The following is a 19,727-nucleotide window of genomic DNA, read 5'->3' on the forward strand; positions in this document are numbered from 1 at the left end:
GCCCCGGAGAGACTCCGGGGCCGCGCATCTTCGAACGTCGCCAAGTCCGCCGCGCGCCGTCGCCGGCCCGCGGCGGCGCGGCCTAGGCCTCGCCCTCGTCGAGATCGTCCGCCGTCGGCGCGGCGTTCTCAAGGATCTTCTCGGCGACCAGACCGGAATTCTGCCGGATCGAGCCCTCGATCTCGGCGGCGATCTTCGGGTTGTCGCGCAGGAAGCCCTTCGAGTTCTCGCGACCCTGGCCGAGGCGCTGGCTGTTGTACGAGAACCAGGCGCCGGACTTCTCGACGATGCCGGCCTTCACGCCGAGGTCGATCAGCTCGCCGACCTTCGACACGCCCTCGCCGAACATGATGTCGAACTCGACCTGCTTGAAGGGCGGCGCGACCTTGTTCTTCACCACCTTGACGCGGACCTGGTTGCCGATCGCCTCGTCGCGGTCCTTCAGGGTCGAGATGCGGCGGATGTCGAGGCGCACCGAGGCGTAGAACTTGAGGGCGTTGCCGCCCGTGGTCGTCTCGGGGCTGCCGTACATGACGCCGATCTTCATCCGGATCTGGTTGATGAAGATGACCATGCAGTTCGAGCGCGAGATCGAGCCGGTCAGCTTGCGCAGGGCCTGGCTCATCAGGCGGGCCTGGAGGCCCGGCTGGCTCTCGCCCATCTCGCCCTCGATCTCGGCCCGCGGGGTCAGCGCGGCCACCGAATCGACCACCAGCACGTCGATGGCGCCCGAGCGCACCAGCGTGTCGGTGATCTCGAGCGCCTGCTCACCCGTGTCGGGCTGGGAGATCAGCAGGTCGTCGAGGTTCACGCCGAGCTTGCGGGCGTAGACCGGGTCGAGGGCGTGCTCGGCATCCACGAAGGCGCAGACGCCGCCCTTCTTCTGGGCCTCCGCGATCGTGTGGAGCGCCAGCGTCGTCTTGCCGGACGATTCCGGACCGTAGATCTCGATCACCCGGCCGCGCGGCAGGCCGCCGACGCCGAGCGCGATGTCGAGGCCCAGCGAGCCGGTCGAGACGGTCTCGACCTCCTGGACCTTGTCGTTCTTGCCGAGCCGCATGATCGAGCCCTTGCCGAAGGCGCGCTCGATCTGAGCCAGGGCAGCGTCAATGGCCTTGGACTTGTCCTTGTCCACCGGGGGCATGTCGACCACTTTCAATGCGGGCTGGGCCATCTGGCGGGCTCCTTATGAAGGGGTTGGACGCAGTTCACAACGCGCGTCGCCACCGCCTTTATGTACCCGTTTTGTTCTCAGCCAGCAAGGCCGGAACGCCGTTTTGCTGGACGCAAGTCACGAAATCCCGGCTCGAGCCCCGGATGCCCCGCGACAGCAATCCAATCCGGTAATCGCCCGCGAGGACCCGTACGAACGCCGACACAACGCGCCGGGACGGGACGACCGCCAGCCGCAATGGCGACGCCTCCCGCGGTCCCGCAGCAGGCTCGGCCCGCCGGCGACCAGGACCCAACCGCCAGACATGCCGCCGAAAACGACGACGCCCGGCACGAATCCGGCTCTCGCGAGTCGAATTGCGTCCGGGCGTTCGTCGTACCGGTCGCCGGGCATCCCCGGGATGGTCACCCCAAAGGAGGCACCATCCCGCGACGCCGCGGGCCGGGATCTGGCGGACGCGGAGACCGCAGCCGCCGGGATCCCGGGATCAGGCGGCCTCGCCGGCCTCGGCCTGGGCGGCCTCGCCCTCGACCAGCTTCCAGGTCTTGGTCTTGGAGAACGGACGGCACTCCTCGATGAACACCGTCTGCCCGACCTTGGCGACGTTGCCCTCGTCGTGCGCGTGGTAGTTCTTCGACCGCCGCACGGTCTTCTTCATCACCGGGTGCGTGAAGCGGCGCTCCACCTTCACCACGATGGTCTTCTCACCCTTGTCGCTGACGACGGTGCCCTGCAGGATGCGCTTCGGCATGGTTGTCTCCTAAAACCCGCCTCAGCCCTTGGCCTGCTGCAGCGTCTTGGAACGCTGCAGAGTCCGGACACGGGCGATGTCGCGACGGACCTCGCGGACGCGGGCGACGTTCTCGAGCTGGCCGGTGGCCCCCTGGAAGCGCAGGTTGAACTGCTCCTTCTTGAGGTTGATCAGCTCGTCATTCAGCTGATCCGGCGACAGCGCCTTCAGATCAGACAGTCTCTGGGTCGACTTCACGATATCCTCCGTTCAGTCGGCGATGCGCTGGACGACCCGCGTGCGGATCGGGAGCTTCGCGGCGCCGAGGCGGAGCGCCTCCTTGGCGATGTTCTCGGCAACGCCGTCGACCTCGAACATGATCCGGCCGGGATGGACCCGGGCCGCCCAGTAATCCGGGGCGCCCTTACCGGAGCCCATACGGACCTCGGTCGGCTTCGACGAGACCGGGACGTCCGGGAACACCCGGATCCAGACGCGGCCCTGGCGCTTCATCTCGCGGGTGATCGCGCGGCGGGCCGCCTCGATCTGGCGGGCGGTGACGCGCTCGGGCTCCACCGCCTTCAGGCCGAACTGGCCGAAGTTCAGCTCGAAGCCGCCCTTGGCCGCACCGTGGATGCGGCCCTTGAACTGCTTGCGGAAGCGGGTCTTTTTCGGTTGCAGCATGGCTTCCTACCTTACGCGTGCTCGCGCTCGCGGCGTCCGCGCTCGCGGCCGCCCTCGCCATCGCGCTCACGGCGTCCGCCGGAGCGGCCGCCCTCTTCCTGGGCCTTCTTGTCCTGGGCCATCGGGTCGTGCTCGAGGATCTCGCCCTTGAACACCCACACCTTGATGCCGCAGGTGCCGTAGGTCGTGAACGCCGTAGCGGTCCCGTAGTCGACATCGGCGCGCAGCGTGTGCAGCGGGACGCGGCCCTCGCGGTACCATTCCTGGCGGGCGATCTCGGCGCCGCCGAGACGGCCCGAGCAGTTGATCCGGATGCCCTCGGCGCCCAGACGCATGGCCGACTGCACGGCCCGCTTCATGGCACGCCGGAAGGCGACGCGGCGCTCGAGCTGCTGGGCGATCGAGTCGGCCACCAGGGTGGCGTCGATCTCGGGCTTGCGCACCTCGACGATGTTGATGGTCACGTCGGCCTTCGTCATCGTGCCGACGAGCTTGCGCAGCTTCTCGATGTCCGCGCCCTTCTTGCCGATCACCACGCCCGGACGACCCGAGTGGATGGTGACCCGGCACTTCCGGTGCGGGCGCTCGATGACGATCTTGGAGACCGCCGCCTGCTTGAGCTGCTTCATGAGGGCGGCGCGGATCGCGACGTCCTCGTGCATGAGCTTCGCGTAGTCGCCCTTGTTGGCGAACCAGCGGGAATCCCAGGTCCGGTTGATGCCGAGCCGGAGACCGATCGGGTTGACTTTCTGACCCATCAGATCCTCCTCAAGCCGCTTCGGCTTGGCGGACTTCGCGAACCACGATGGTGAGGTTCGAGAAGGGCTTCAGGATGCGCGCGCCGCGGCCGCGGGCGCGAGCGTGGAAACGCTTGAGAACCAGCGCCTTGCCCACGAAGGCCTGGGACACGACGAGGTCGTCGACGTCCAGGTCGTGGTTGTTCTCGGCGTTGGCGATGGCGCTCTCGAGGCACTTCTTGACCTCGGTCGAGATCCGCTTGCGCGAGAACTGCAACTCGGCGAGCGCCGTGTCGACCTTCTTGCCGCGGATCATCTGCGCCACGAGGTTGAGCTTCTGCGGGCTGACGCGCAGCATGCGCGCGACGGCCTTCGCCTCGTTCTCGGGGAGCGCGCGGGGGGTGGCTTGCTTGCCCATCTCAGCGCCTCTTCGCCTTCTTGTCGGCCGCGTGGCCCGGGAAGGTGCGGGTCGGCGAGAACTCGCCGAACTTGTGCCCGACCATCTCCTCGGTGACGTAGACCGGGATGTGCTTCTGCCCGTTGTGCACACCGAAGGTGAGCCCGACGAACTGCGGGAGGATCGTGGAGCGGCGGCTCCAGATCTTGATGACCTCGGAGCGCGAGGAGCCCCGCGCCGCCTCGGCCTTCTTGAAGAGGTAGCCGTCGACGAACGGCCCCTTCCAGAGAGAGCGTGCCATAGCGATTACTTCTTGCGGTTGTGGCGGCTGGACAGGATGAACACGTCGGTCCGCTTGTTGGACCGGGTCTTCTTCCCCTTGGTGGGCACACCCCAGGGCGTGACCGGGTTGCGGCCGCCCGAGGTGCGACCCTCGCCGCCGCCGTGCGGATGGTCGACCGGGTTCATCGCCACACCGCGGTTGTGCGGGCGCTTGCCGAGCCAACGGTTGCGCCCGGCCTTGCCGAGCGAAATGTTCATGTGGTCCGGGTTCGAGACCGCGCCGACGCTGGCGAAGCACTGGCCGTGGACCAGGCGCTGCTCGCCCGAGTTCAGGCGGAGCGTCACGTAGCCCTGGTCGCGGCCGACGATCTGCGCGTAGTTGCCGGCCGAGCGGGCGATCGCGCCGCCCTTGCCGATCTTCAGCTCGACATTGTGGACGATCGTGCCTACCGGCATCGAGCCGACCGGAGCGGCGTTGCCCGGCTTGATGTCGACGCTCTCGCCGGCCACCACCTTGTCGCCCGGCTGCAGGCGCTGCGGGGCCAGGATGTAGCTCTGCTTCCCGTCGGGGAAGTTGATCAGCGCGATGAACGCCGTGCGGTTCGGATCGTACTCGATCCGCTCCACCGTGGCGGCGACGCCGAGCTGCTCGCGACGCTTGAAATCGACGTTGCGCAGCACGCGCTTGTGGCCGCCGCCGCGGAAGCGGACGGTGATGCGGCCGAGATTGTTGCGGCCGCCGGAGGACGACTTGCCCTCCGTCAGCGCCTTCACCGGCTTGCCCTTGTAGAGCTCACGGCGGTCGACGAGCACGAGCTGGCGCAGGCTCGGCGTGACCGGTTTGAATGTCTTCAAGGCCATCGGCTTGGATCCCTAAATCCCGTCCTCAGAGCCCGGTCGTGACGTCGATCGAGTGGCCCTCGGCCAGGGTCACGATCGCCTTCTTCACGTCGGAGCGCTGTCCGCGGAGACCGCGGAAAATCTTCTTCTTACCCTTGGTGACAAGGGTGTTCACGGCCGTGACCTTCACGTCGAACAGCTTCTCGACGGCCTCCTTGATCTGAGGCTTCGTCGCCTTGGGGGCGACGCGGAAGACGACCTTGTTCTGCTCGGTCAGGTTGGTCGCCTTCTCGGTGATGACCGGGGAGACGACGATGTCGTAGTGGCGCGGATCGGCACTCATTTGAAACGCTCCTCCAGCGCGTCGACGGCAGCCTTCGTCAGGACGAGCGTGTCGCGGCGCAGGATGTCGTAGACGTTGATGCCCTGCACGGGCAGCACGTCGATCTGCGGGATGGCGCGGGCGGCCCGGCCGAAATTCACGTCGACCTCGGCACCGCCGATGATCAGCGCGTTCGAGAGGCCCATCTTGCCGAAGCGCTCGATGAGACCCTTGGTCTTGTGATCCTCGATCTTGATGTCGTCGACGACGATCAGGGTCGAGGCCTTGGCCTTGGCCGACAGGGCGTGGCGCAACGCCAGCGCGCGGACCTTCTTGGGCAGGTCGTGGCTGTGGTCGCGCGGCACGGGGCCGAAGGCGCGCCCGCCGCCGCGGAACTGCGGCGCCGAGGCCGCGCCGTGGCGGGCGTTACCGGTGCCCTTCTGCTTGTAGAGCTTCTTGCGGGTCCGGTTCACGTCCGAGCGGTTCTGCACGGCGTGGGTACCGGCGCGCCGCTTGGCGAGCTGCCAGCGGACCATGCGTTGCAGCAGGTCGGCGCGCGGCTCCAGGCCGAAGATCTCTTCGTTCAGCTCGACCGAGCCGGCGCCGGCACCGTCGAGGGTTTTGATATCGAGCTTCATCACGCGGTCTCCTCAGCCGCAGGGGCCTCGGTCGCCGGGGCGGAGGCGCCGTTCTCGCGGAACTTGCCCGGCAGCGGAACGTCGGCGGGGAGCTTGCGCTTCACCGCGTCGCGGATCTGGATCCAGCCGCCGGCGACGCCCGGGACCGCGCCCTCGACCAAGATCAGGCCGCGCTCGGGATCGGTGCGCACGACGCGCAGGTTCTGGGTGGTGACCCGCTCGACGCCGAGGTGACCCGGCATCTTCTTGTTCTTGAAGGTCTTGCCCGGGTCCTGGCGGCCGCCGGTCGAACCGATCGAGCGGTGCGAGATCGACACGCCGTGGGTGGCGCGCAGGCCGCCGAAGTTCCAGCGCTTGATACCGCCGGCGAAGCCCTTACCGGTCGTGGTGCCGGTGACATCCACGAACTGGCCGGGGATGAAGTGGTCCGCGGTGATCTCGGCGCCGACCGGGATCAGCGCGTCCTCGGACACGCGGAACTCGGCGAGCTTCTTCTTCGGCTCGACCTTGGCGACCGCGAAGCGACCCCGCTCGGCGGCCGAGACGTTCTTGACCTTGGCCTTGCCGACGCCGACCTGCAGCGCAACGTAGCCGTTCTTCTCGACGGTGCGGTGGGCAACCACCTGGCACTGATCGATCTTGAGCACGGTGACGGGGACATGCTCCCCCGCGTCCGTGAAGACGCGGGTCATGCCGACCTTCTGTGCGATGACGCCTGAGCGCATAGGTTCTCTCCCTCGCGCGATGAAACGGTAAGCTCTAAGTCCTCAGCGGACTCAGAGCTTGATCTCCACGTCCACGCCAGCGGCGAGGTCGAGCTTCATCAGCGCGTCCACGGTCTGAGGCGTCGGATCGACGATATCGAGCACCCGCTTGTGCGTGCGCATCTCGAACTGCTCGCGCGACTTCTTGTCGATGTGGGGCGAGCGGTTCACGGTGAACTTGGCGATGTGCGTCGGGAGCGGGATCGGGCCGCGGATGGTCGCGCCCGTACGCTTGGCCGTGGAGACAATCTCCTTGGTCGACGCATCGAGGATGCGGTGATCGAACGCCTTGAGGCGAATGCGGATGTTCTGACCGTTCATGATCCTGGAACCTTGAGAGGGACGGCGGGGTACGCGAGGCCTTCACCCCGCCGCGCCCTGCTAAGGATGCTTGCTCGAGCTCAGTCGTTGATGGCGGCGACGACGCCGGCGCCGACGGTGCGGCCGCCCTCGCGGATGGCGAAGCGCAGCTTCTCCTCCATGGCCACCGGCACGATCAGCGCCACGTCCATGGTCACGTTGTCGCCCGGCATCACCATCTCGGTGCCCTCCGGCAGCGTGCAGATCCCGGTCACGTCCGTGGTCCGGAAGTAGAACTGCGGCCGGTAGTTGGTGAAGAACGGCGTGTGGCGGCCGCCCTCCTCCTTGGTCAGGATGTACGCCTCGGCCTTGAACTTCGAGTGCGGCTTCACCGAACCCGGCTTGCACACGACCTGGCCGCGCTCCACGTCCTCGCGCTTCGTGCCGCGCAGCAGCACGCCGACGTTGTCGCCCGCCTGCCCCTGGTCGAGCAGCTTGCGGAACATCTCCACGCCCGTCACCGTCGTCTTGGTGGTCGCCCGGATGCCGACGATCTCGACTTCCTCGCCCACCTTCACGATGCCGCGCTCGACGCGACCCGTCACCACCGTGCCGCGGCCCGAGATCGAGAACACGTCCTCGATCGGCATCAGGAACGGCATGTCGATCGGACGCTCCGGCTGCGGGATGTAGCTGTCCACGGTCGCCATCAGCGCCAGGACCGCCTCCTTGCCGATCTTCGGCTCCTTGTCCTCGAGCGCCATCAGCGCCGAGCCCTTGGTGATCGGGATGTCGTCACCGGGGAAGTCGTACTTGGAGAGCAGCTCGCGCACCTCCAGCTCGACCAGCTCCAGGAGCTCCTCGTCGTCGACCATGTCGACCTTGTTGAGGAACACCACCAGCGCCGGGACGCCGACCTGGCGGGCCAGCAGGATGTGCTCGCGGGTCTGCGGCATCGGGCCGTCGGCCGCCGACACCACCAGGATCGCGCCGTCCATCTGCGCCGCGCCCGTGATCATGTTCTTCACGTAGTCGGCGTGGCCGGGGCAATCCACGTGCGCGTAGTGACGGTTCTGCGTCTCGTACTCCACGTGCGCCGTCGAGATCGTGATCCCGCGCGCCTTCTCCTCAGGCGCCTTGTCGATCTGGTCGTAGGCCGTGAACGTCGCCCCGCCCGTCTCGGCCAGGACCTTCGTGATCGCCGCCGTCAGAGACGTCTTGCCGTGATCGACGTGGCCGATCGTGCCAATGTTGCAGTGCGGCTTGGTGCGGGAGAACTTTTCCTTGCCCATCAGAGCCTCCTAGATTCGAATTCGCGTTGCGGAAGAAGAGATGCTTAGGCGTACTTGGCGATGACCTTGTCGGCCTCGCCGCGCGGCACCTCTTCGTAGTGATCGAACTGCATCGTGAAGTTGGCGCGGCCCTGCGAGAAGGAGCGCAGCTGGTTCACGTAGCCGAACATGTTGGCCAGCGGCACCATCGCGTTGATGACGTTGGCGTTGCCGCGCATGTCCTGACCCTGGATCTGGCCGCGGCGGGCGTTCAGGTCGCCGATGACCGAGCCGGTGTACTCCTCCGGCGAGACGACCTCGACCTTCATCACCGGCTCGAGCAGAACCGAGCCGCCCTTCTGCAGCGCCTCGCGGAAGGCGGCGCGGGAGGCGATCTCGAAGGCGAGCGCCGAGGAGTCGACGTCGTGGTAGGCGCCGTCGACCAGCTCGACCTTGACGTCGACCACCGGGAAGCCGGCGAGGACGCCCGCGCCGAGGACCGAGTTGAGGCCCTTCTCGACGCCCGGGATGTACTCCTTGGGCACCGCGCCGCCGACGATCTTCGACTCGAACGAGAAGCCGGCGCCCGGCTCGTTCGGCTCGACGACGAACTTCACGCGGGCGAACTGGCCGGTACCGCCGGTCTGCTTCTTGTGCGTGTAGTCGATCTCCTGACGGCGCGTCAGCTTCTCGCGGTAGGCGACCTGCGGCTGGCCGATATTCGCGTCGACCTTGTAGGTGCGGCGCAGGATGTCGACCTTGATGTCCAGGTGGAGCTCGCCCATCCCCTTGAGGATGGTCTGGCCGGATTCCTGGTCGGTGGAGACGCGGAAGGACGGGTCCTCGGCGGCGAGCTTCGAGAGCGCGATGCCGAGCTTCTCCTGGTCGGCCTTCGACTTCGGCTCGACGGCGATCTCGATGACGGGCTCGGGGAACTCCATCTTCTCGAGGATCACGGCCTTCTGCGGGTCGCAGAGGGTGTCGCCCGTGCGGGTGTCCTTGAGGCCGGCCAGCGCGACGATGTCGCCCGCGAAGGCCTCCTTGATGTCCTCACGGTTGTTGGCGTGCATCAGGAGCATGCGGCCGACGCGCTCCTTCTTGTCGCGCGACGAGTTCAGCACGTTGGCGCCGGTCTCGACCTTGCCCGAATACACACGGCAGAAGGTGATCGTGCCGACATGCGGATCGTCCATGATCTTGAAGGCGAGCATGGAGAAGGGATCCGCGTCCGACGGGTGACGGACGGTCTCTTCCTCGGTCTTGAAGTCGATGCCCTTGATCTCGCCGCGATCGGCCGGGGAGGGCAGGTAATCCACGACGGCGTCGAGGAGCGGCTGCACGCCCTTGTTCTTGAACGCCGAGCCGCAGAGCACCGGGTGGAAGGCGCGCAGCTGGACGGCCTTGCGCACCAGGACGCGCATGGTGGCCTCGTCGGGCTCGTTGCCGTCGAGGTAGGCGGCCATGGCGTCGTCGTCGAGCTCGACGCAGGCCTCGACCAGCTTGGTGCGGTACTCGACGGCCTGGTCCTTGAGGTCGGCCGGGATCTCGGTCTCGTCGAAGTTGGCGCCCAGCGCCTCACCCGACCAGACGATCGCCTTCATCTTGATGAGGTCGATCACGCCCTGGAAGCTCGACTCGGCGCCGATCGGCAGCTGCAGGCAGACGGGCTTGCCGGCGACGCGGTCGATGATGTCGGCGACGCATTTGAAGAAGTCGGCGCCGATCTTGTCCATCTTGTTGACGAACACGACGCGCGGCACGTCGTACTTGTCGGCCTGACGCCACACGGTCTCGGTCTGCGGCTCGACGCCCTGGTTGCCGTCGAGCACGCACACGGCGCCGTCGAGGACGCGGAGCGAGCGCTCGACCTCGATGGTGAAGTCGACGTGGCCGGGGGTGTCGATGATGTTCAGGCGCTTGTCGCGCCAGAAGCAGGTCGTCGCAGCCGAGGTGATCGTGATGCCACGCTCCTGCTCCTGCGCCATCCAGTCCATGGTGGCGGCGCCCTCATGGACCTCGCCGATCTTGTGGGACTTTCCGGTGTAGTAGAGGATCCGCTCGGTCGTCGTGGTCTTGCCGGCATCGATGTGGGCCATGATGCCGAAGTTGCGGTAGTCCTCGATCGCGTGCGTGCGGGGCATCGAATTGCTCCTGAGAGACGGCGGAACCGCTTACCAGCGGTAGTGCGAGAAGGCGCGGTTGGCTTCCGCCATCCGGTGCGTGTCTTCGCGCTTCTTGACGGCGTTGCCGCGGTTGTTCGCGGCGTCGAGCAGCTCGGCCGAGAGGCGCTCGACCATGGTGCGGTCGTTGCGCGAACGCGCGGCCTGGATCAGCCAGCGGATCGCGAGGGCCTGGCGGCGCTCGGTGCGGACCTCGACGGGGACCTGGTAGGTCGCGCCGCCGACGCGGCGGGAGCGGACCTCGATCATCGGGGCGACGTTGTCGAGCGCGGCGCGGAACACCTCGATCGGGTTGGCCCGGGCGCGGTTCTCGACGATGTCGAAGGCACCGTAGACGATCCGCTCGGCGGTCGACTTCTTGCCCTCGTACATGATGGAGTTCATGAACTTCGTCAGCACCACGTCCCCGTACTTCGGGTCCGGGATGATCTCACGCTTCTCGGCAGAGTGACGACGGGACATCTTCTGAGACTCTCGAACGAAAAGATCTTAAGCGCCCCGCGCAGGCCGCCTTAGCCCTGAGGCCGGCGACATCCTTGCGAGGCCGTGGAAACGCGTACCGGCGCCCGGGAAATATCCGGGCGTCCGACTTACTTCGGGCGCTTGGCGCCGTACTTCGACCGGCGCTGCTTGCGGTTCTTCACGCCCTGCGTGTCGAGCACGCCGCGCAGGATGTGGTAGCGCACACCCGGAAGATCCTTCACGCGGCCGCCGCGGATCATCACCACGGAGTGCTCCTGAAGGTTGTGACCCTCGCCCGGGATGTAGCCGATCACCTCGAAACCGTTGGTGAGGCGCACCTTGGCGACCTTCCGGAGCGCCGAGTTCGGCTTCTTCGGGGTCGTCGTGTAAACGCGGGTGCAGACGCCGCGCTTCTGCGGGCAAGCGTCGAGCGCCGGAACCTTGTTGCGGCTCCGCTGGATCTTCCGCGGCTGGGCGATCAGCTGGTTGATCGTCGGCATCCTGTGCCCTCTTCCTCGGTCACCTAGTCCGAACTGCGCAGGGCAGTCCGCAAAACGAATATGCGCCGGAGGGCCTGTCACGGACCCTCGGCGCGGTGTGGGCAGAGGAGCACGCCCGAAACGAACGCGCTCGTACCTACGGATCTGACTTACAGCGTCAGGCGATTTGAACCCTCGGAGCGCTCGGTGCGATGGCGGCGGCTTCCGGGGTTGCGCCCAAGGGCCGTCGGCAGCCGATGGCCGTCCGAAGTGGCGCGCTTCTAGACGCCGTTGCGCCGCAGGTCAATGCGGTCACGGCAGAAAACTGCACCGCGGCGGAGGTTAAGGATCGGTCAAGGGCGCGCACGGCGCCCGCGATCGGCGAGCCTTCGCGACGGCGGAGCCGAGGGACCGCTATCGCGCACGGCGCCTTGTCCCGTCAACGGAAGCCGGGGCAGGCCGGCCACGTGGCGGCGGGACTTCGGCGCAGCCTCGGGCCGTGCCCGGGCGCGGCAGGAAAATCTGCCCCGCAGCCGCCAGATCTTTCGGCGAGCGGCGCCCACCCGCGAGGAAAAAATAGAATCTTTCTCCGTTGATTTTCGCGTTCTCCAAAGATGAAAATGTGGCGGCGGTCGAGATAAATCCGACTGGCATCCTCTGACTTTGCGCAAAGAGCGAAGACAAGATCGATTTATACCTCAACTCAGGAGTCCGACGCGGTTTAGACTGCAATATTCGCGATATTTGATCATCGCTCTGCCTGTACCGGCCCCGAACCATTCGACGGAGTCACCCGTGCGCCGCCTCTTCGCCCTCGTTCTCGCGACCCTCCTGTCGGTCGGCCCCGCAACGGCCGACCGTCTGGACGACATCAGAAAGGCCGGCGTTCTCCGGGTCGCCGCCTTCGACAGCAACCCGCCGTTCGGCTTCGTCGATCCCGCGAGGAAACGGATCGCCGGCCTCGACGTCGACTACGCGCAGGCCATCGCCGACGCGCTCGGCGTCAAGCTGGAGATCCGGCCCACCAACCCGGCGAATCGTATCCCGCTGCTGACCTCCGGCAAGGTCGATCTGGTTCTGGCGAACTTCACCATCACGGACGAGCGGGCTAGGCAGCTCGATTTCAGCATCCCGTACTTCGCCTCCGGCCAGCAGTTCCTGGCCAAGAAGGGCACCCTGTCGTCGCCGGAGCAGCTCAATGGGCTTCGAATCGGTGCAGACAAGGGCACCACCAACGAGATCGTCCTGCACCGCGACTTCCCGAAGGCGGTCGTGGTCGCCTTCGACGACACGCCCTTCGCATTCACGGCCCTGCGCAACGGCAATGTCCAGGCGATCACGCAGGACGGCCCGAAGCTGGTCGGGCTGCTCGCGAAGGTGCCGGACCGGCAGAACTACGAGATCCCCGCCTTCAGCATCTCCAACGACTATATCGGCGTCGGCATCCCGAAGGATGAGGCGCGGCTCCGGGACCGCGTGAACGAGACCCTGCGCGGCCTGGAGTCGAGCGGCAGGGCGGCGGCGATCTATGATCGCTGGTTCGGGCCCGCGACCGAGCAGCCGCTGCCGCGACTGTTCCGGATCGGGGACCGTCCCTGACCGGGGCGGCACGACGACGATGGCCGCGCTGTTCGGCGATCCACTCGCGCCGCGCTACCTCGTCTGGCTGCTGCAAGGCTTCGGGACGACCCTGACCTTGTCGGCAGCCACCTGCCTTGCCGGCACGGTGCTGGGCCTCGCGGCGTGCGGGCTGCGCGAGGCGGGCGGGCGCGCCGGGCGCGGCGCCGTGGCCGTCTCCGTCGGCATCGTCCGCAACACGCCGCTGCTGGTGCAACTCTTCGTCTGGTACTTCGCGGTGGCCGCCGCCCTGCCGCAGGGCGTGACGGCCTGGCTCAACGCGCCGCACGTCCTGGACCTGGGATTCGGGATCCTGCGCTGGCCCGCTTACGAGAGCCTCGCCGGGTTCTGCGGGCTCACGCTCTACGCGGGCGCCTACATCGCCGAGGAACTCCGCGCCGGCATCAGGGCCGTCCGGCCCGCTCAGCGGGCGGCGGCCCTGGCCCTCGGCCTCACGCCCGTCCAGGCGTTCCGCCACATCGCTCTGCCCCAGGCCCTGCGCGTCGCCTGGCTGCCGATCGTCGGCCAGTACCTCAACACGCTCAAGAACACGTCACTGACCATGACGATCGGCCTCGCGGAGCTGTCCTACGCGTCGCGGCAGGTGGAGACCGAGACCTTCCAGACCTTCCAGGCCTTCGGCATCGCGACGCTGCTCTACGTCGGCGCGGCCGCCGCGGCAGAGACGACCGGGCAGATGCTCGACCGCCGCGCCCGTCGACCGGGCCGGCACCGATGAATCCGTCGGTCATCATCGACAATCTCGGCTACCTAATGGTCGGGGCCTGGCCCGACGGGCCGGTCGGCGGGCTGGCCCTGACGCTGATCCTCTCCGGCCTGTCCGGTCTGGCCTCGGCCGCGCTCGGGCTCGTCCTCGGCATCGCCCTGGCCGTGAGCGCGGGCGCGGCCCGGGCAGCGCTCACAGCCGGGCTCGGCTTCCTCCGCGCCGTGCCGGTCGTGATGCTGATCTTCTGGACCTACTTCCTGCTGCCGATCCTGTTCGGCGTGTCGATCCCCGAGATCGGCACGGTCGCGGTGGCGCTGTCGCTCGTCGGAGGCGCCTACCTGTCCTACGGGGTGGCGGCGGGCATCGCGAGCGTCGGCCGTGGTCAGTGGGAGGCCGGCCTCGCGCTCGGCCTCGACCCCTGGCGCACCCTGCGCTTCGTCGTCCTCCCGCAGGCGCTGCGGGCCATGGCACCGTCCTTCGTCAACCAATGGACCACGCTCATCAAGGACACGTCGCTCGCCTACGTGATCGGCGTGCCCGAACTCGCCTTCGTGGCGGCGCAGGTGAACAACCGCGCGATGGTCTACCCGGCCGAGATCTTCCTCTTCGTCGGTGCCGTGTACGGCATCCTCTGCGCCGGTCTCGACGGGCTGGCCGCCCGGCTGACGAATACCGGCAAGGTCGCGGCACATCGCACCCCGTGACGGAGCGGCCGGCCGACGCGCCCGAGCCGGCTCGCGGGACACGACCGATTTACCGGGGCACACGTGCAAGGCGTACCGGATCGGGGCAGGTGCGCGCCGGCACGGTCTACGGAGAATTAAAGCGATCCATCGAATTGTCGCGCACATCGGGCGGCCAAGTCGCCGCCGCAGGTTCGCGTCGAGGGTGTTGCGTATGGGTTGCGTCGCGGTCAGCAACGTCGTTCCGTTCCGGCGGCCGATTCCCGCCCAGGCCCCCGGCGAGCGGGAGGCGCGCAACCGTCGCCGCAGCGAGCAGCGCTCCCTCCTGGACGCTGTCTACGCGACTGGCAGCATGGTCGTCGCCGCGGAGGATCGCGGCCTCAAGCTCACCGCCTCGCGGCTGCAGGTCTACGGCTTCCTGGCGATCGAGGAGGTCGGCGAGGACGGCCTAATGCGGCGGCTTCGCCCGTCCGAGGCGATTCGCGCCCGGTCGGAGCGGCCCTGGCGCCTGTCGAGGCCCGCGAGCGAAGCCTCGGTCACCATCCCGAGCCTCGACGGATTCCTGTTCGAGACGGCCGGCCAGCCGATCTGATCGACCCCGAACGCTGCACGTCAACCGACCGGCGCGCCGAAAGGCGCGCCGGTCGTCGCACGTTCAGGGCTCGCGTTCCGCGGCCGGACGGGCGGGCACCGCAGCGATCGAGCCGCGCGGCGCCGCGGACCAGCCCCGAAGCCGGATCAGCCCCCCTATGCGGCAGCGACGATTTCCCGCCGCTCCGCTTGCCATCACCCGCGGCCCGTAGTATGCGCCCGGCCTTCGCGACATTTCCGATGGGTGCTCGCACCCCGTGAACGCGGTGACCGCGCCGGTGTCTGACGACACCGCCAGCGCGGTCGAACACATGAGCCGGGGGCGTCAGGTCCCCATCAGGCGTCGTCCGCCGGGCAATACCGTCCGTGTGCGGAAACCCGCCTGAAACAAGGAGTCACGCACGTGATCCAGATGCAGACGAATCTGGACGTCGCCGACAACTCGGGTGCACGCCGTGTGATGTGCATCAAGGTTCTCGGCGGGTCGAAGCGCAAGTATGCCGGCGTCGGCGACGTGATCGTCGTCTCCGTCAAGGAGGCGATCCCGCGCGGTCGCGTCAAGAAGGGCGACGTCATGAAGGCGGTCGTCGTCCGCACGGCGAAGGACGTGAAGCGCGCCGACGGTTCGGTGATCCGCTTCGACAAGAACGCCGCGGTCCTGATCAACAATCAGAAGGAGCCGATCGGCACCCGTATCTTCGGACCGGTGCCGCGCGAGCTCCGCGCCCGCAACCACATGAAGATCATCTCCCTGGCTCCGGAGGTGCTGTAATGGCCGCCAAGATCAAGAAGGGCGACAAGGTCGTCGTGCTCACCGGCCGTGATTCGGGCCGGTCGGGCGAGGTGATCCAGGTTCTGCCGAAGGAAGGCCGGGCCTTCGTGCGCGGCATCAACCTGGTGAAGAAGCACCAGAAGCAGACCCAGAACCAGGAAGGCGGCATCATCTCCAAGGAGGCCGCCATCCAGCTCTCGAACATCGCGGTCGCGGATGCCAACGGCAAGCCGACCCGCGTGGGTTTCCGCATCCTCGAAGACGGGCGCAAGGTCCGGTTCGCCAAGACCACGGGGGATCAGATCGATGGCTGAGGCCGACAAGAACGCCTACACCCCGCGCCTGCGCAAGCACTACGACGAGGTGGTTCGCCAGAAGCTGATCGAAGAGTTCGGCTACAAGAACCCCATGGAAGTGCCGCAGATCACGAAGATCGTGATCAACATGGGCGTCGGCGAGTCCACCGCGGACTCGAAGAAGGCCTCGGTGGCGGCGGGCGACCTCGCCCTGATCGCCGGCCAGAAGCCGGTCATAACCAAGGCCCGCAAGGCCATCGCGACTTTCAAGGTCCGCGAGGGCATGCCGATCGGCTGCAAGGTGACCCTGCGCAAGCAGCGCATGTACGAGTTCATGGACCGGTTGATCACCATCGCGCTGCCGCGCGTGCGTGACTTCCGCGGCCTGAACCCGCGCTCGTTCGACGGCCGCGGCAACTACGCCCTGGGTCTCAAGGAGCACCTCGTGTTCCCGGAGATCTCCTACGACAAGGCCGAGCAGATGTGGGGCATGGACATCGTCGTGGCGACCACCGCCAAGACCGATGCCGAGGCCAAGGCGCTGCTCGCCGCCTTCAAGTTCCCGTTCCGGCAGTGAGGCCCTCGGGTCTCAGACGCGGACACCGGAGATAGACGACATGTCGAAGAAAAGCTCAGTCGAGAAGAATGAGGCCCGCAAGGCGCTGGTGAAGCGCTTCGCGGCCAAGCGGAAGGCGCTCCTCGAGATCGCCAACAACGACGCCCTCGAGATGGAGGAGCGCTTCGAGGCGCGCCTCAAGCTCGCGGAGCTGCCGCGCAACTCGTCGGCCACGCGCATCCGCAACCGTTGCGGCATGACCGGCCGTCCGCGCGCCTACTACCGCAAGATGGGCATCTCGCGCGTGGCGCTGCGCGAGCTTGGCAACCGGGGCCTGATCCCCGGTCTGGTCAAGTCGAGCTGGTAAGGAGGTCCCCATGGTCAACGATCCCGTGGGCGACATGCTCACCCGCATCCGCAACGGCCAGCTGCGCCGTCGCAACGTCGTCCAGACGCCCGGCTCGCGCCTGCGCGCCAGCGTCCTCGACGTCCTGAAGTCCGAGGGCTACATCCGCGACTACGCGGCGACCGACCTCGGCAACGGCCGCACCGAGTTCGCCATCGAGCTCAAGTACTACGACGGGCGCCCCGTGATCCGCGAGATCAAGCGCGTCTCGAAGCCGGGCCGCCGGGTCTACTCGTCGGTCGGCGAGCTGCCGCACGTGGCCGACGGCCTCGGCGTCACCATCGTCTCCACCCCGCAGGGCGTCATGGCCGACCACGAGGCGCGTGAGCGCAACGTCGGCGGTGAAGTGCTCTGCACCGTGTTCTGATCGGGACGGAGGAGGTTATCCCATGTCTCGCGTAGGCAAGAAGCCGGTCCCCGTACCGGCCGGCGTTACCGCCACGGTCACCGGTCAGACGGTGAAGATGAAGGGTTCGAAGGGCGAGCTGTCGTTCGTCGTTCCGTCGCTCGTCAACGTGGCGATGAAGGACGGCGCCATCGAGGTGCAGCCCGTCAACCAGTCCAAGCCGGCGCGCTCCCTGTGGGGCACGTCGCGGGCGCAGATCGCCAACATCGCCGAGGGTGTTTCGAAGGGCTTCGAGAAGAAGCTCGAGATCACCGGCGTCGGCTATCGCGCCGCGATGGCCGGCAAGGCGCTGAAGCTGTCGCTCGGCTACAGCCACGACATTGAGTACGCGATCCCGGCCGGGATCACGATCGTTACCCCGAAGCCCACCGAGATCACGATCTCCGGGATCAACCGCCAGCAGGTCGGTCAGGTCGCCGCCGAGATCCGCGACTACCGCGGACCCGAGCCCTACAAGGGCAAGGGCGTGAAGTACGCGGGCGAGTTCATCTTCCGCAAGGAAGGCAAGAAGAAGTAAGGAGGGCATCATGTCTCGCAAGCTCGAAGCCCTCGATCGCCGCAAGGCGCGCGTCCGCCGCGCGCTGCGAGCGGCCGCCAACGGCCGTCCGCGGCTCTCGGTGTTCCGCTCGTCGAAGCAGATCTACGTGCAGGTCATCGACGACGTCGCCGGCAAGACGCTGGCCTCGGCCTCGTCGATCGACAAGGCGCTCAAGGGCGAACTGAAGACCGGCGCCGATGTCGCCGCCGCCAAGGCGGTGGGCAAGCTCGTCGCCGAGCGCGCCAAGGCGGCGGGCGTCACGAAGGTGATCTTCGACCGCTCCGGCTACATCTACCACGGCCGCGTCGCCGCCGTGGCCGAAGCCGCCCGCGAGGGTGGCCTGGAGTTCTAAGTCACGACGGCGGGCCGGGCGGATCCTCTTCGCCCGGCATATCCGAAACCCGATCGAGCGAGCGGCCCCGCCGGCCGCGTCAGTGAGATGGACAGGTAGACAACATGGCACGTGAACGTGAAGGCGGGGGCCGCGGCCGCCGCGAGGATCGCGAGGAGCGCGACAGCGAGTTCGTGGACAAGCTCGTCCACATCAACCGCGTCGCCAAGGTGGTCAAGGGCGGCCGTCGCTTCGGCTTCGCCGCCCTCGTCGTCGTCGGCGACCAGAAGGGCCGCGTCGGCTTCGGCCACGGCAAGGCCCGCGAGGTGCCGGAGGCCATCCGCAAGGCGACCGAGGCCGCCAAGCGCGGTCTGATCCGCGTTTCCCTCCGCGAGGGCCGGACCCTGCACCACGACGTCAACGGCCGCCACGGGGCAGGCAAGGTGATCCTCCGCGCGGCCCCGCAGGGCACCGGCATCATCGCCGGCGGCCCGATGCGCGCCGTGTTTGAGACGCTCGGCATGCAGGACGTCGTCGCCAAGTCGCTGGGTTCGTCGAACCCCTACAACCTCGTGCGCGCCACCTTCGAGGCGCTCAAGAACGAGGACAGCCCGCGCTCCGTGGCGGCCCGCCGCGGCATCAAGGTGTCGACGCTGCAGTCGCGTCGCCGCGATGCCGATCCGGCCGACCAGTCCGAAGCCGCGGTCGCGTAAGGGAGGGTCCGATGGCACAGAAGACCGTCCGCATCGAGCAGATCGGCTCGCCGATCCGCCGCGAGGCCAGCCAGCGCCAGACGCTGATCGGCCTCAAGCTCAACAAGCTCCACCGCGTGTCCGAGCTGGAGGATACTCCCTCCGTTCGCGGCATGATCCGCAAGGTTGCGCACCTCGTGCGCGTCCACGGCGACGTGGCGTGAGGAGGTCCCGATGAAGCTCAACGAGATCAGCGACAACCCCGGCGCAACCAAGAACCGGATGCGCGTGGGTCGGGGCATCGGCTCCGGCAAGGGCAAGACCGCGGGTCGCGGCGTGAAGGGTCAGAAGGCCCGGACCGGCGTGTCCATCAAGGGCTTCGAGGGCGGTCAGATGCCGCTGCATCGTCGCCTGCCGAAGCGCGGCTTCAACAACCTCTACGCCCAGGACTTGAACGAGGTGAACCTCGGCCGGATCCAGGAGGCCGTCGACGCGGGCAAGCTCGACAAGGCCGCCACCGTGACGGTGGAGAGCCTGGTCGCCGCCGGCATCATCGCCCGTCCCCGTGACGGCGTGAAGCTGCTCGGCGTCGGCGAGCTGACCGCGAAGCTCAGCTTCGAGGTGACCCGCGCCTCCAAGTCCGCCGTCGAGGCGGTCGAGAAGGCCGGTGGCTCGGTCAGCACCGTCTACGCCCAGGGTGCCTCCACCCGCGGCGGCAGCGAGGCGGCCACGGCCTGACGGGAGCGACTCCGGAACCCGTTGCACGGGCTCCGCGCACCCTTTAAGCCGATCCTTCGAGCGGCGGCCCTGCGACCACGCGGGCCGCCGTTTTCATTTCATCCGGGCGCCGGT

The 19,727-nt window shown here is 67.6% G+C and carries 30 protein-coding genes; 14 read left to right on the plus strand and 16 right to left on the minus strand.

The genetic code is table 11. The features are described 5' to 3' along the window. Positions 1 to 82 precede the first annotated feature (82 nt). The 16 genes from recA to rpsL form a co-directional block, all read right to left on the minus strand. Positions 83 to 1,144, minus strand: coding sequence for a recombinase RecA (gene recA, locus LXM90_RS12170; RefSeq protein WP_376738928.1), 1,062 nt, complete (start codon positions 1,142 to 1,144; stop codon positions 83 to 85). Positions 1,145 to 1,661: 517 nt separating this feature from the next. Next, positions 1,662 to 1,925: a 30S ribosomal protein S17 gene (gene rpsQ, locus LXM90_RS12175; protein ID WP_020094254.1), complete on the minus strand. Its 264-nt coding sequence runs from the start codon at positions 1,923 to 1,925 to the stop codon at positions 1,662 to 1,664. A 21-nt stretch (positions 1,926 to 1,946) separates the two neighbouring features. Next, complete coding sequence (gene rpmC / locus LXM90_RS12180) at positions 1,947 to 2,162, minus strand: 50S ribosomal protein L29 (protein ID WP_020094255.1); 216 nt, start codon at positions 2,160 to 2,162, stop codon at positions 1,947 to 1,949. 12 nt (positions 2,163 to 2,174) lie between these two features. Further along, positions 2,175 to 2,588, minus strand: coding sequence for a 50S ribosomal protein L16 (rplP, locus tag LXM90_RS12185; RefSeq protein ID WP_012319193.1), 414 nt, complete (start codon positions 2,586 to 2,588; stop codon positions 2,175 to 2,177). A gap of 11 nt (positions 2,589 to 2,599) precedes the next feature. Further along, entirely contained in the window at positions 2,600 to 3,346 is a 747-nt protein-coding gene (gene rpsC, locus LXM90_RS12190; RefSeq protein ID WP_012319192.1) for a 30S ribosomal protein S3, read from the minus strand. Between the two features lie 10 nt (positions 3,347 to 3,356). Continuing rightward, the gene (rplV, locus tag LXM90_RS12195; RefSeq protein WP_012319191.1) at positions 3,357 to 3,743 is read right to left on the minus strand and encodes a 50S ribosomal protein L22; all 387 of its coding nucleotides are present in this window, start codon (positions 3,741 to 3,743) and stop codon (positions 3,357 to 3,359) included. A gap of 1 nt (position 3,744) precedes the next feature. Next, complete coding sequence (gene rpsS / locus LXM90_RS12200; protein WP_012319190.1) at positions 3,745 to 4,023, minus strand: 30S ribosomal protein S19; 279 nt, start codon at positions 4,021 to 4,023, stop codon at positions 3,745 to 3,747. Between the two features lie 5 nt (positions 4,024 to 4,028). Then, complete coding sequence (gene rplB, locus LXM90_RS12205; RefSeq protein ID WP_020094256.1) at positions 4,029 to 4,865, minus strand: 50S ribosomal protein L2; 837 nt, start codon at positions 4,863 to 4,865, stop codon at positions 4,029 to 4,031. A gap of 25 nt (positions 4,866 to 4,890) precedes the next feature. Further along, a complete protein-coding gene (locus LXM90_RS12210; RefSeq protein WP_020094257.1) occupies positions 4,891 to 5,187 on the minus strand; it encodes a 50S ribosomal protein L23 in 297 nt (98 codons plus the stop codon). After that, positions 5,184 to 5,804: a 50S ribosomal protein L4 gene (gene rplD, locus LXM90_RS12215; protein ID WP_020094258.1), complete on the minus strand. Its 621-nt coding sequence runs from the start codon at positions 5,802 to 5,804 to the stop codon at positions 5,184 to 5,186. Before rplD ends, LXM90_RS12210 begins: the two co-directional genes overlap by 4 nt. Next, positions 5,804 to 6,529 carry a 50S ribosomal protein L3 gene (gene rplC, locus LXM90_RS12220; RefSeq protein WP_020094259.1) on the minus strand — a complete coding sequence of 242 codons (726 nt, stop codon included), beginning with the start codon at positions 6,527 to 6,529 and terminating at the stop codon, positions 5,804 to 5,806. The genes rplD and rplC overlap by 1 nt, the downstream gene beginning before the upstream one ends. 51 nt (positions 6,530 to 6,580) lie before the next feature. Next, positions 6,581 to 6,889 (minus strand): 30S ribosomal protein S10, encoded by a 309-nt coding sequence (gene rpsJ / locus LXM90_RS12225; RefSeq protein WP_007569268.1) that lies wholly within the window; start codon positions 6,887 to 6,889, stop codon positions 6,581 to 6,583. An 80-nt stretch (positions 6,890 to 6,969) separates the two neighbouring features. Continuing rightward, a complete protein-coding gene (gene tuf, locus LXM90_RS12230; RefSeq protein WP_020093754.1) occupies positions 6,970 to 8,160 on the minus strand; it encodes an elongation factor Tu in 1,191 nt (396 codons plus the stop codon). A gap of 44 nt (positions 8,161 to 8,204) precedes the next feature. Continuing rightward, a complete protein-coding gene (gene fusA / locus LXM90_RS12235; protein ID WP_020096272.1) occupies positions 8,205 to 10,280 on the minus strand; it encodes an elongation factor G in 2,076 nt (691 codons plus the stop codon). A 30-nt stretch (positions 10,281 to 10,310) separates the two neighbouring features. Then, a complete protein-coding gene (rpsG, locus tag LXM90_RS12240) occupies positions 10,311 to 10,781 on the minus strand; it encodes a 30S ribosomal protein S7 (RefSeq protein WP_012319183.1) in 471 nt (156 codons plus the stop codon). A gap of 128 nt (positions 10,782 to 10,909) precedes the next feature. Continuing rightward, a complete protein-coding gene (rpsL, locus tag LXM90_RS12245) occupies positions 10,910 to 11,281 on the minus strand; it encodes a 30S ribosomal protein S12 (protein ID WP_007557568.1) in 372 nt (123 codons plus the stop codon). A 774-nt stretch (positions 11,282 to 12,055) separates the two neighbouring features. On the opposite strand from rpsL, the gene LXM90_RS12250 reads away from it, so the two are divergent. The 14 genes from LXM90_RS12250 (at position 12,056) to rplO (ending at position 19,613) form a co-directional block, all read left to right on the plus strand. Next, positions 12,056 to 12,859, plus strand: coding sequence for an ABC transporter substrate-binding protein (locus LXM90_RS12250; protein WP_020096273.1), 804 nt, complete (start codon positions 12,056 to 12,058; stop codon positions 12,857 to 12,859). A 19-nt stretch (positions 12,860 to 12,878) separates the two neighbouring features. Then, entirely contained in the window at positions 12,879 to 13,616 is a 738-nt protein-coding gene (locus tag LXM90_RS12255; RefSeq protein ID WP_020096274.1) for an amino acid ABC transporter permease, read from the plus strand. Beyond that, a complete protein-coding gene (locus LXM90_RS12260; RefSeq protein ID WP_020096275.1) occupies positions 13,613 to 14,308 on the plus strand; it encodes an amino acid ABC transporter permease in 696 nt (231 codons plus the stop codon). Before LXM90_RS12255 ends, LXM90_RS12260 begins: the two co-directional genes overlap by 4 nt. 193 nt (positions 14,309 to 14,501) lie before the next feature. Beyond that, the gene (locus tag LXM90_RS12265; RefSeq protein WP_020096276.1) at positions 14,502 to 14,879 is read left to right on the plus strand and encodes a hypothetical protein; all 378 of its coding nucleotides are present in this window, start codon (positions 14,502 to 14,504) and stop codon (positions 14,877 to 14,879) included. 402 nt (positions 14,880 to 15,281) lie between these two features. Beyond that, positions 15,282 to 15,650 (plus strand): 50S ribosomal protein L14, encoded by a 369-nt coding sequence (gene rplN, locus LXM90_RS12270; protein ID WP_010686182.1) that lies wholly within the window; start codon positions 15,282 to 15,284, stop codon positions 15,648 to 15,650. Then, positions 15,650 to 15,964, plus strand: a complete 315-nt coding sequence (gene rplX / locus LXM90_RS12275; RefSeq protein ID WP_012319178.1) for a 50S ribosomal protein L24 — start codon at positions 15,650 to 15,652, stop codon at positions 15,962 to 15,964. The genes rplN and rplX overlap by 1 nt, the downstream gene beginning before the upstream one ends. Then, positions 15,957 to 16,523, plus strand: coding sequence for a 50S ribosomal protein L5 (gene rplE / locus LXM90_RS12280; RefSeq protein ID WP_020096277.1), 567 nt, complete (start codon positions 15,957 to 15,959; stop codon positions 16,521 to 16,523). Before rplX ends, rplE begins: the two co-directional genes overlap by 8 nt. 40 nt (positions 16,524 to 16,563) lie before the next feature. Then, on the plus strand, positions 16,564 to 16,869 hold the full coding sequence (rpsN, locus tag LXM90_RS12285; RefSeq protein ID WP_010686179.1) for a 30S ribosomal protein S14: 306 nt from the start codon (positions 16,564 to 16,566) through the stop codon (positions 16,867 to 16,869). A 10-nt stretch (positions 16,870 to 16,879) separates the two neighbouring features. Further along, on the plus strand, positions 16,880 to 17,275 hold the full coding sequence (gene rpsH, locus LXM90_RS12290; RefSeq protein WP_010686178.1) for a 30S ribosomal protein S8: 396 nt from the start codon (positions 16,880 to 16,882) through the stop codon (positions 17,273 to 17,275). A gap of 22 nt (positions 17,276 to 17,297) precedes the next feature. Next, a complete protein-coding gene (gene rplF / locus LXM90_RS12295) occupies positions 17,298 to 17,831 on the plus strand; it encodes a 50S ribosomal protein L6 (protein ID WP_020096278.1) in 534 nt (177 codons plus the stop codon). A 10-nt stretch (positions 17,832 to 17,841) separates the two neighbouring features. Beyond that, positions 17,842 to 18,204: a 50S ribosomal protein L18 gene (gene rplR / locus LXM90_RS12300; RefSeq protein WP_020096279.1), complete on the plus strand. Its 363-nt coding sequence runs from the start codon at positions 17,842 to 17,844 to the stop codon at positions 18,202 to 18,204. 104 nt (positions 18,205 to 18,308) lie between these two features. After that, positions 18,309 to 18,896, plus strand: a complete 588-nt coding sequence (gene rpsE / locus LXM90_RS12305; RefSeq protein WP_012319173.1) for a 30S ribosomal protein S5 — start codon at positions 18,309 to 18,311, stop codon at positions 18,894 to 18,896. An 11-nt stretch (positions 18,897 to 18,907) separates the two neighbouring features. Next, entirely contained in the window at positions 18,908 to 19,099 is a 192-nt protein-coding gene (rpmD, locus tag LXM90_RS12310) for a 50S ribosomal protein L30 (protein ID WP_020096280.1), read from the plus strand. A 10-nt stretch (positions 19,100 to 19,109) separates the two neighbouring features. Beyond that, positions 19,110 to 19,613 carry a 50S ribosomal protein L15 gene (gene rplO, locus LXM90_RS12315; RefSeq protein ID WP_020096281.1) on the plus strand — a complete coding sequence of 168 codons (504 nt, stop codon included), beginning with the start codon at positions 19,110 to 19,112 and terminating at the stop codon, positions 19,611 to 19,613. The last annotated feature ends 114 nt before the right edge of the window (positions 19,614 to 19,727 follow it).

Source organism: Methylobacterium oryzae, assembly GCF_021398735.1.
Classification (GTDB): Bacteria; Pseudomonadota; Alphaproteobacteria; order Rhizobiales; family Beijerinckiaceae; genus Methylobacterium.

Excerpts from the sequence above, each read along its gene's own strand:
- recA (WP_376738928.1), bottom strand. The coding sequence starts at position 1,144 with ATGCCCCCGGTGGACAAGGACAAGTCCAAGGCCATTGACGCTGCCCTG.
- rpsQ (WP_020094254.1), bottom strand. The coding sequence starts at position 1,925 with ATGCCGAAGCGCATCCTGCAGGGCACCGTCGTCAGCGACAAGGGTGAG.
- rplP (WP_012319193.1), bottom strand. The coding sequence starts at position 2,588 with ATGCTGCAACCGAAAAAGACCCGCTTCCGCAAGCAGTTCAAGGGCCGC.
- rpsC (WP_012319192.1), bottom strand. The coding sequence starts at position 3,346 with ATGGGTCAGAAAGTCAACCCGATCGGTCTCCGGCTCGGCATCAACCGG.
- rplV (WP_012319191.1), bottom strand. The coding sequence starts at position 3,743 with ATGGGCAAGCAAGCCACCCCCCGCGCGCTCCCCGAGAACGAGGCGAAG.
- rpsS (WP_012319190.1), bottom strand. The coding sequence starts at position 4,023 with ATGGCACGCTCTCTCTGGAAGGGGCCGTTCGTCGACGGCTACCTCTTC.
- rplB (WP_020094256.1), bottom strand. The coding sequence starts at position 4,865 with ATGGCCTTGAAGACATTCAAACCGGTCACGCCGAGCCTGCGCCAGCTC.
- LXM90_RS12210 (WP_020094257.1), bottom strand. The coding sequence starts at position 5,187 with ATGAGTGCCGATCCGCGCCACTACGACATCGTCGTCTCCCCGGTCATC.
- rplD (WP_020094258.1), bottom strand. The coding sequence starts at position 5,804 with ATGAAGCTCGATATCAAAACCCTCGACGGTGCCGGCGCCGGCTCGGTC.
- rplC (WP_020094259.1), bottom strand. The coding sequence starts at position 6,529 with ATGCGCTCAGGCGTCATCGCACAGAAGGTCGGCATGACCCGCGTCTTC.
- rpsJ (WP_007569268.1), bottom strand. The coding sequence starts at position 6,889 with ATGAACGGTCAGAACATCCGCATTCGCCTCAAGGCGTTCGATCACCGC.
- tuf (WP_020093754.1), bottom strand. The coding sequence starts at position 8,160 with ATGGGCAAGGAAAAGTTCTCCCGCACCAAGCCGCACTGCAACATTGGC.
- fusA (WP_020096272.1), bottom strand. The coding sequence starts at position 10,280 with ATGCCCCGCACGCACGCGATCGAGGACTACCGCAACTTCGGCATCATG.
- rpsG (WP_012319183.1), bottom strand. The coding sequence starts at position 10,781 with ATGTCCCGTCGTCACTCTGCCGAGAAGCGTGAGATCATCCCGGACCCG.
- rpsL (WP_007557568.1), bottom strand. The coding sequence starts at position 11,281 with ATGCCGACGATCAACCAGCTGATCGCCCAGCCGCGGAAGATCCAGCGG.
- LXM90_RS12255 (WP_020096274.1), top strand. The coding sequence starts at position 12,879 with ATGGCCGCGCTGTTCGGCGATCCACTCGCGCCGCGCTACCTCGTCTGG.
- LXM90_RS12260 (WP_020096275.1), top strand. The coding sequence starts at position 13,613 with ATGAATCCGTCGGTCATCATCGACAATCTCGGCTACCTAATGGTCGGG.
- LXM90_RS12265 (WP_020096276.1), top strand. The coding sequence starts at position 14,502 with ATGGGTTGCGTCGCGGTCAGCAACGTCGTTCCGTTCCGGCGGCCGATT.
- rplX (WP_012319178.1), top strand. The coding sequence starts at position 15,650 with ATGGCCGCCAAGATCAAGAAGGGCGACAAGGTCGTCGTGCTCACCGGC.
- rplE (WP_020096277.1), top strand. The coding sequence starts at position 15,957 with ATGGCTGAGGCCGACAAGAACGCCTACACCCCGCGCCTGCGCAAGCAC.
- rpsN (WP_010686179.1), top strand. The coding sequence starts at position 16,564 with ATGTCGAAGAAAAGCTCAGTCGAGAAGAATGAGGCCCGCAAGGCGCTG.
- rpsH (WP_010686178.1), top strand. The coding sequence starts at position 16,880 with ATGGTCAACGATCCCGTGGGCGACATGCTCACCCGCATCCGCAACGGC.
- rplF (WP_020096278.1), top strand. The coding sequence starts at position 17,298 with ATGTCTCGCGTAGGCAAGAAGCCGGTCCCCGTACCGGCCGGCGTTACC.
- rplR (WP_020096279.1), top strand. The coding sequence starts at position 17,842 with ATGTCTCGCAAGCTCGAAGCCCTCGATCGCCGCAAGGCGCGCGTCCGC.
- rpsE (WP_012319173.1), top strand. The coding sequence starts at position 18,309 with ATGGCACGTGAACGTGAAGGCGGGGGCCGCGGCCGCCGCGAGGATCGC.
- rpmD (WP_020096280.1), top strand. The coding sequence starts at position 18,908 with ATGGCACAGAAGACCGTCCGCATCGAGCAGATCGGCTCGCCGATCCGC.
- rplO (WP_020096281.1), top strand. The coding sequence starts at position 19,110 with ATGAAGCTCAACGAGATCAGCGACAACCCCGGCGCAACCAAGAACCGG.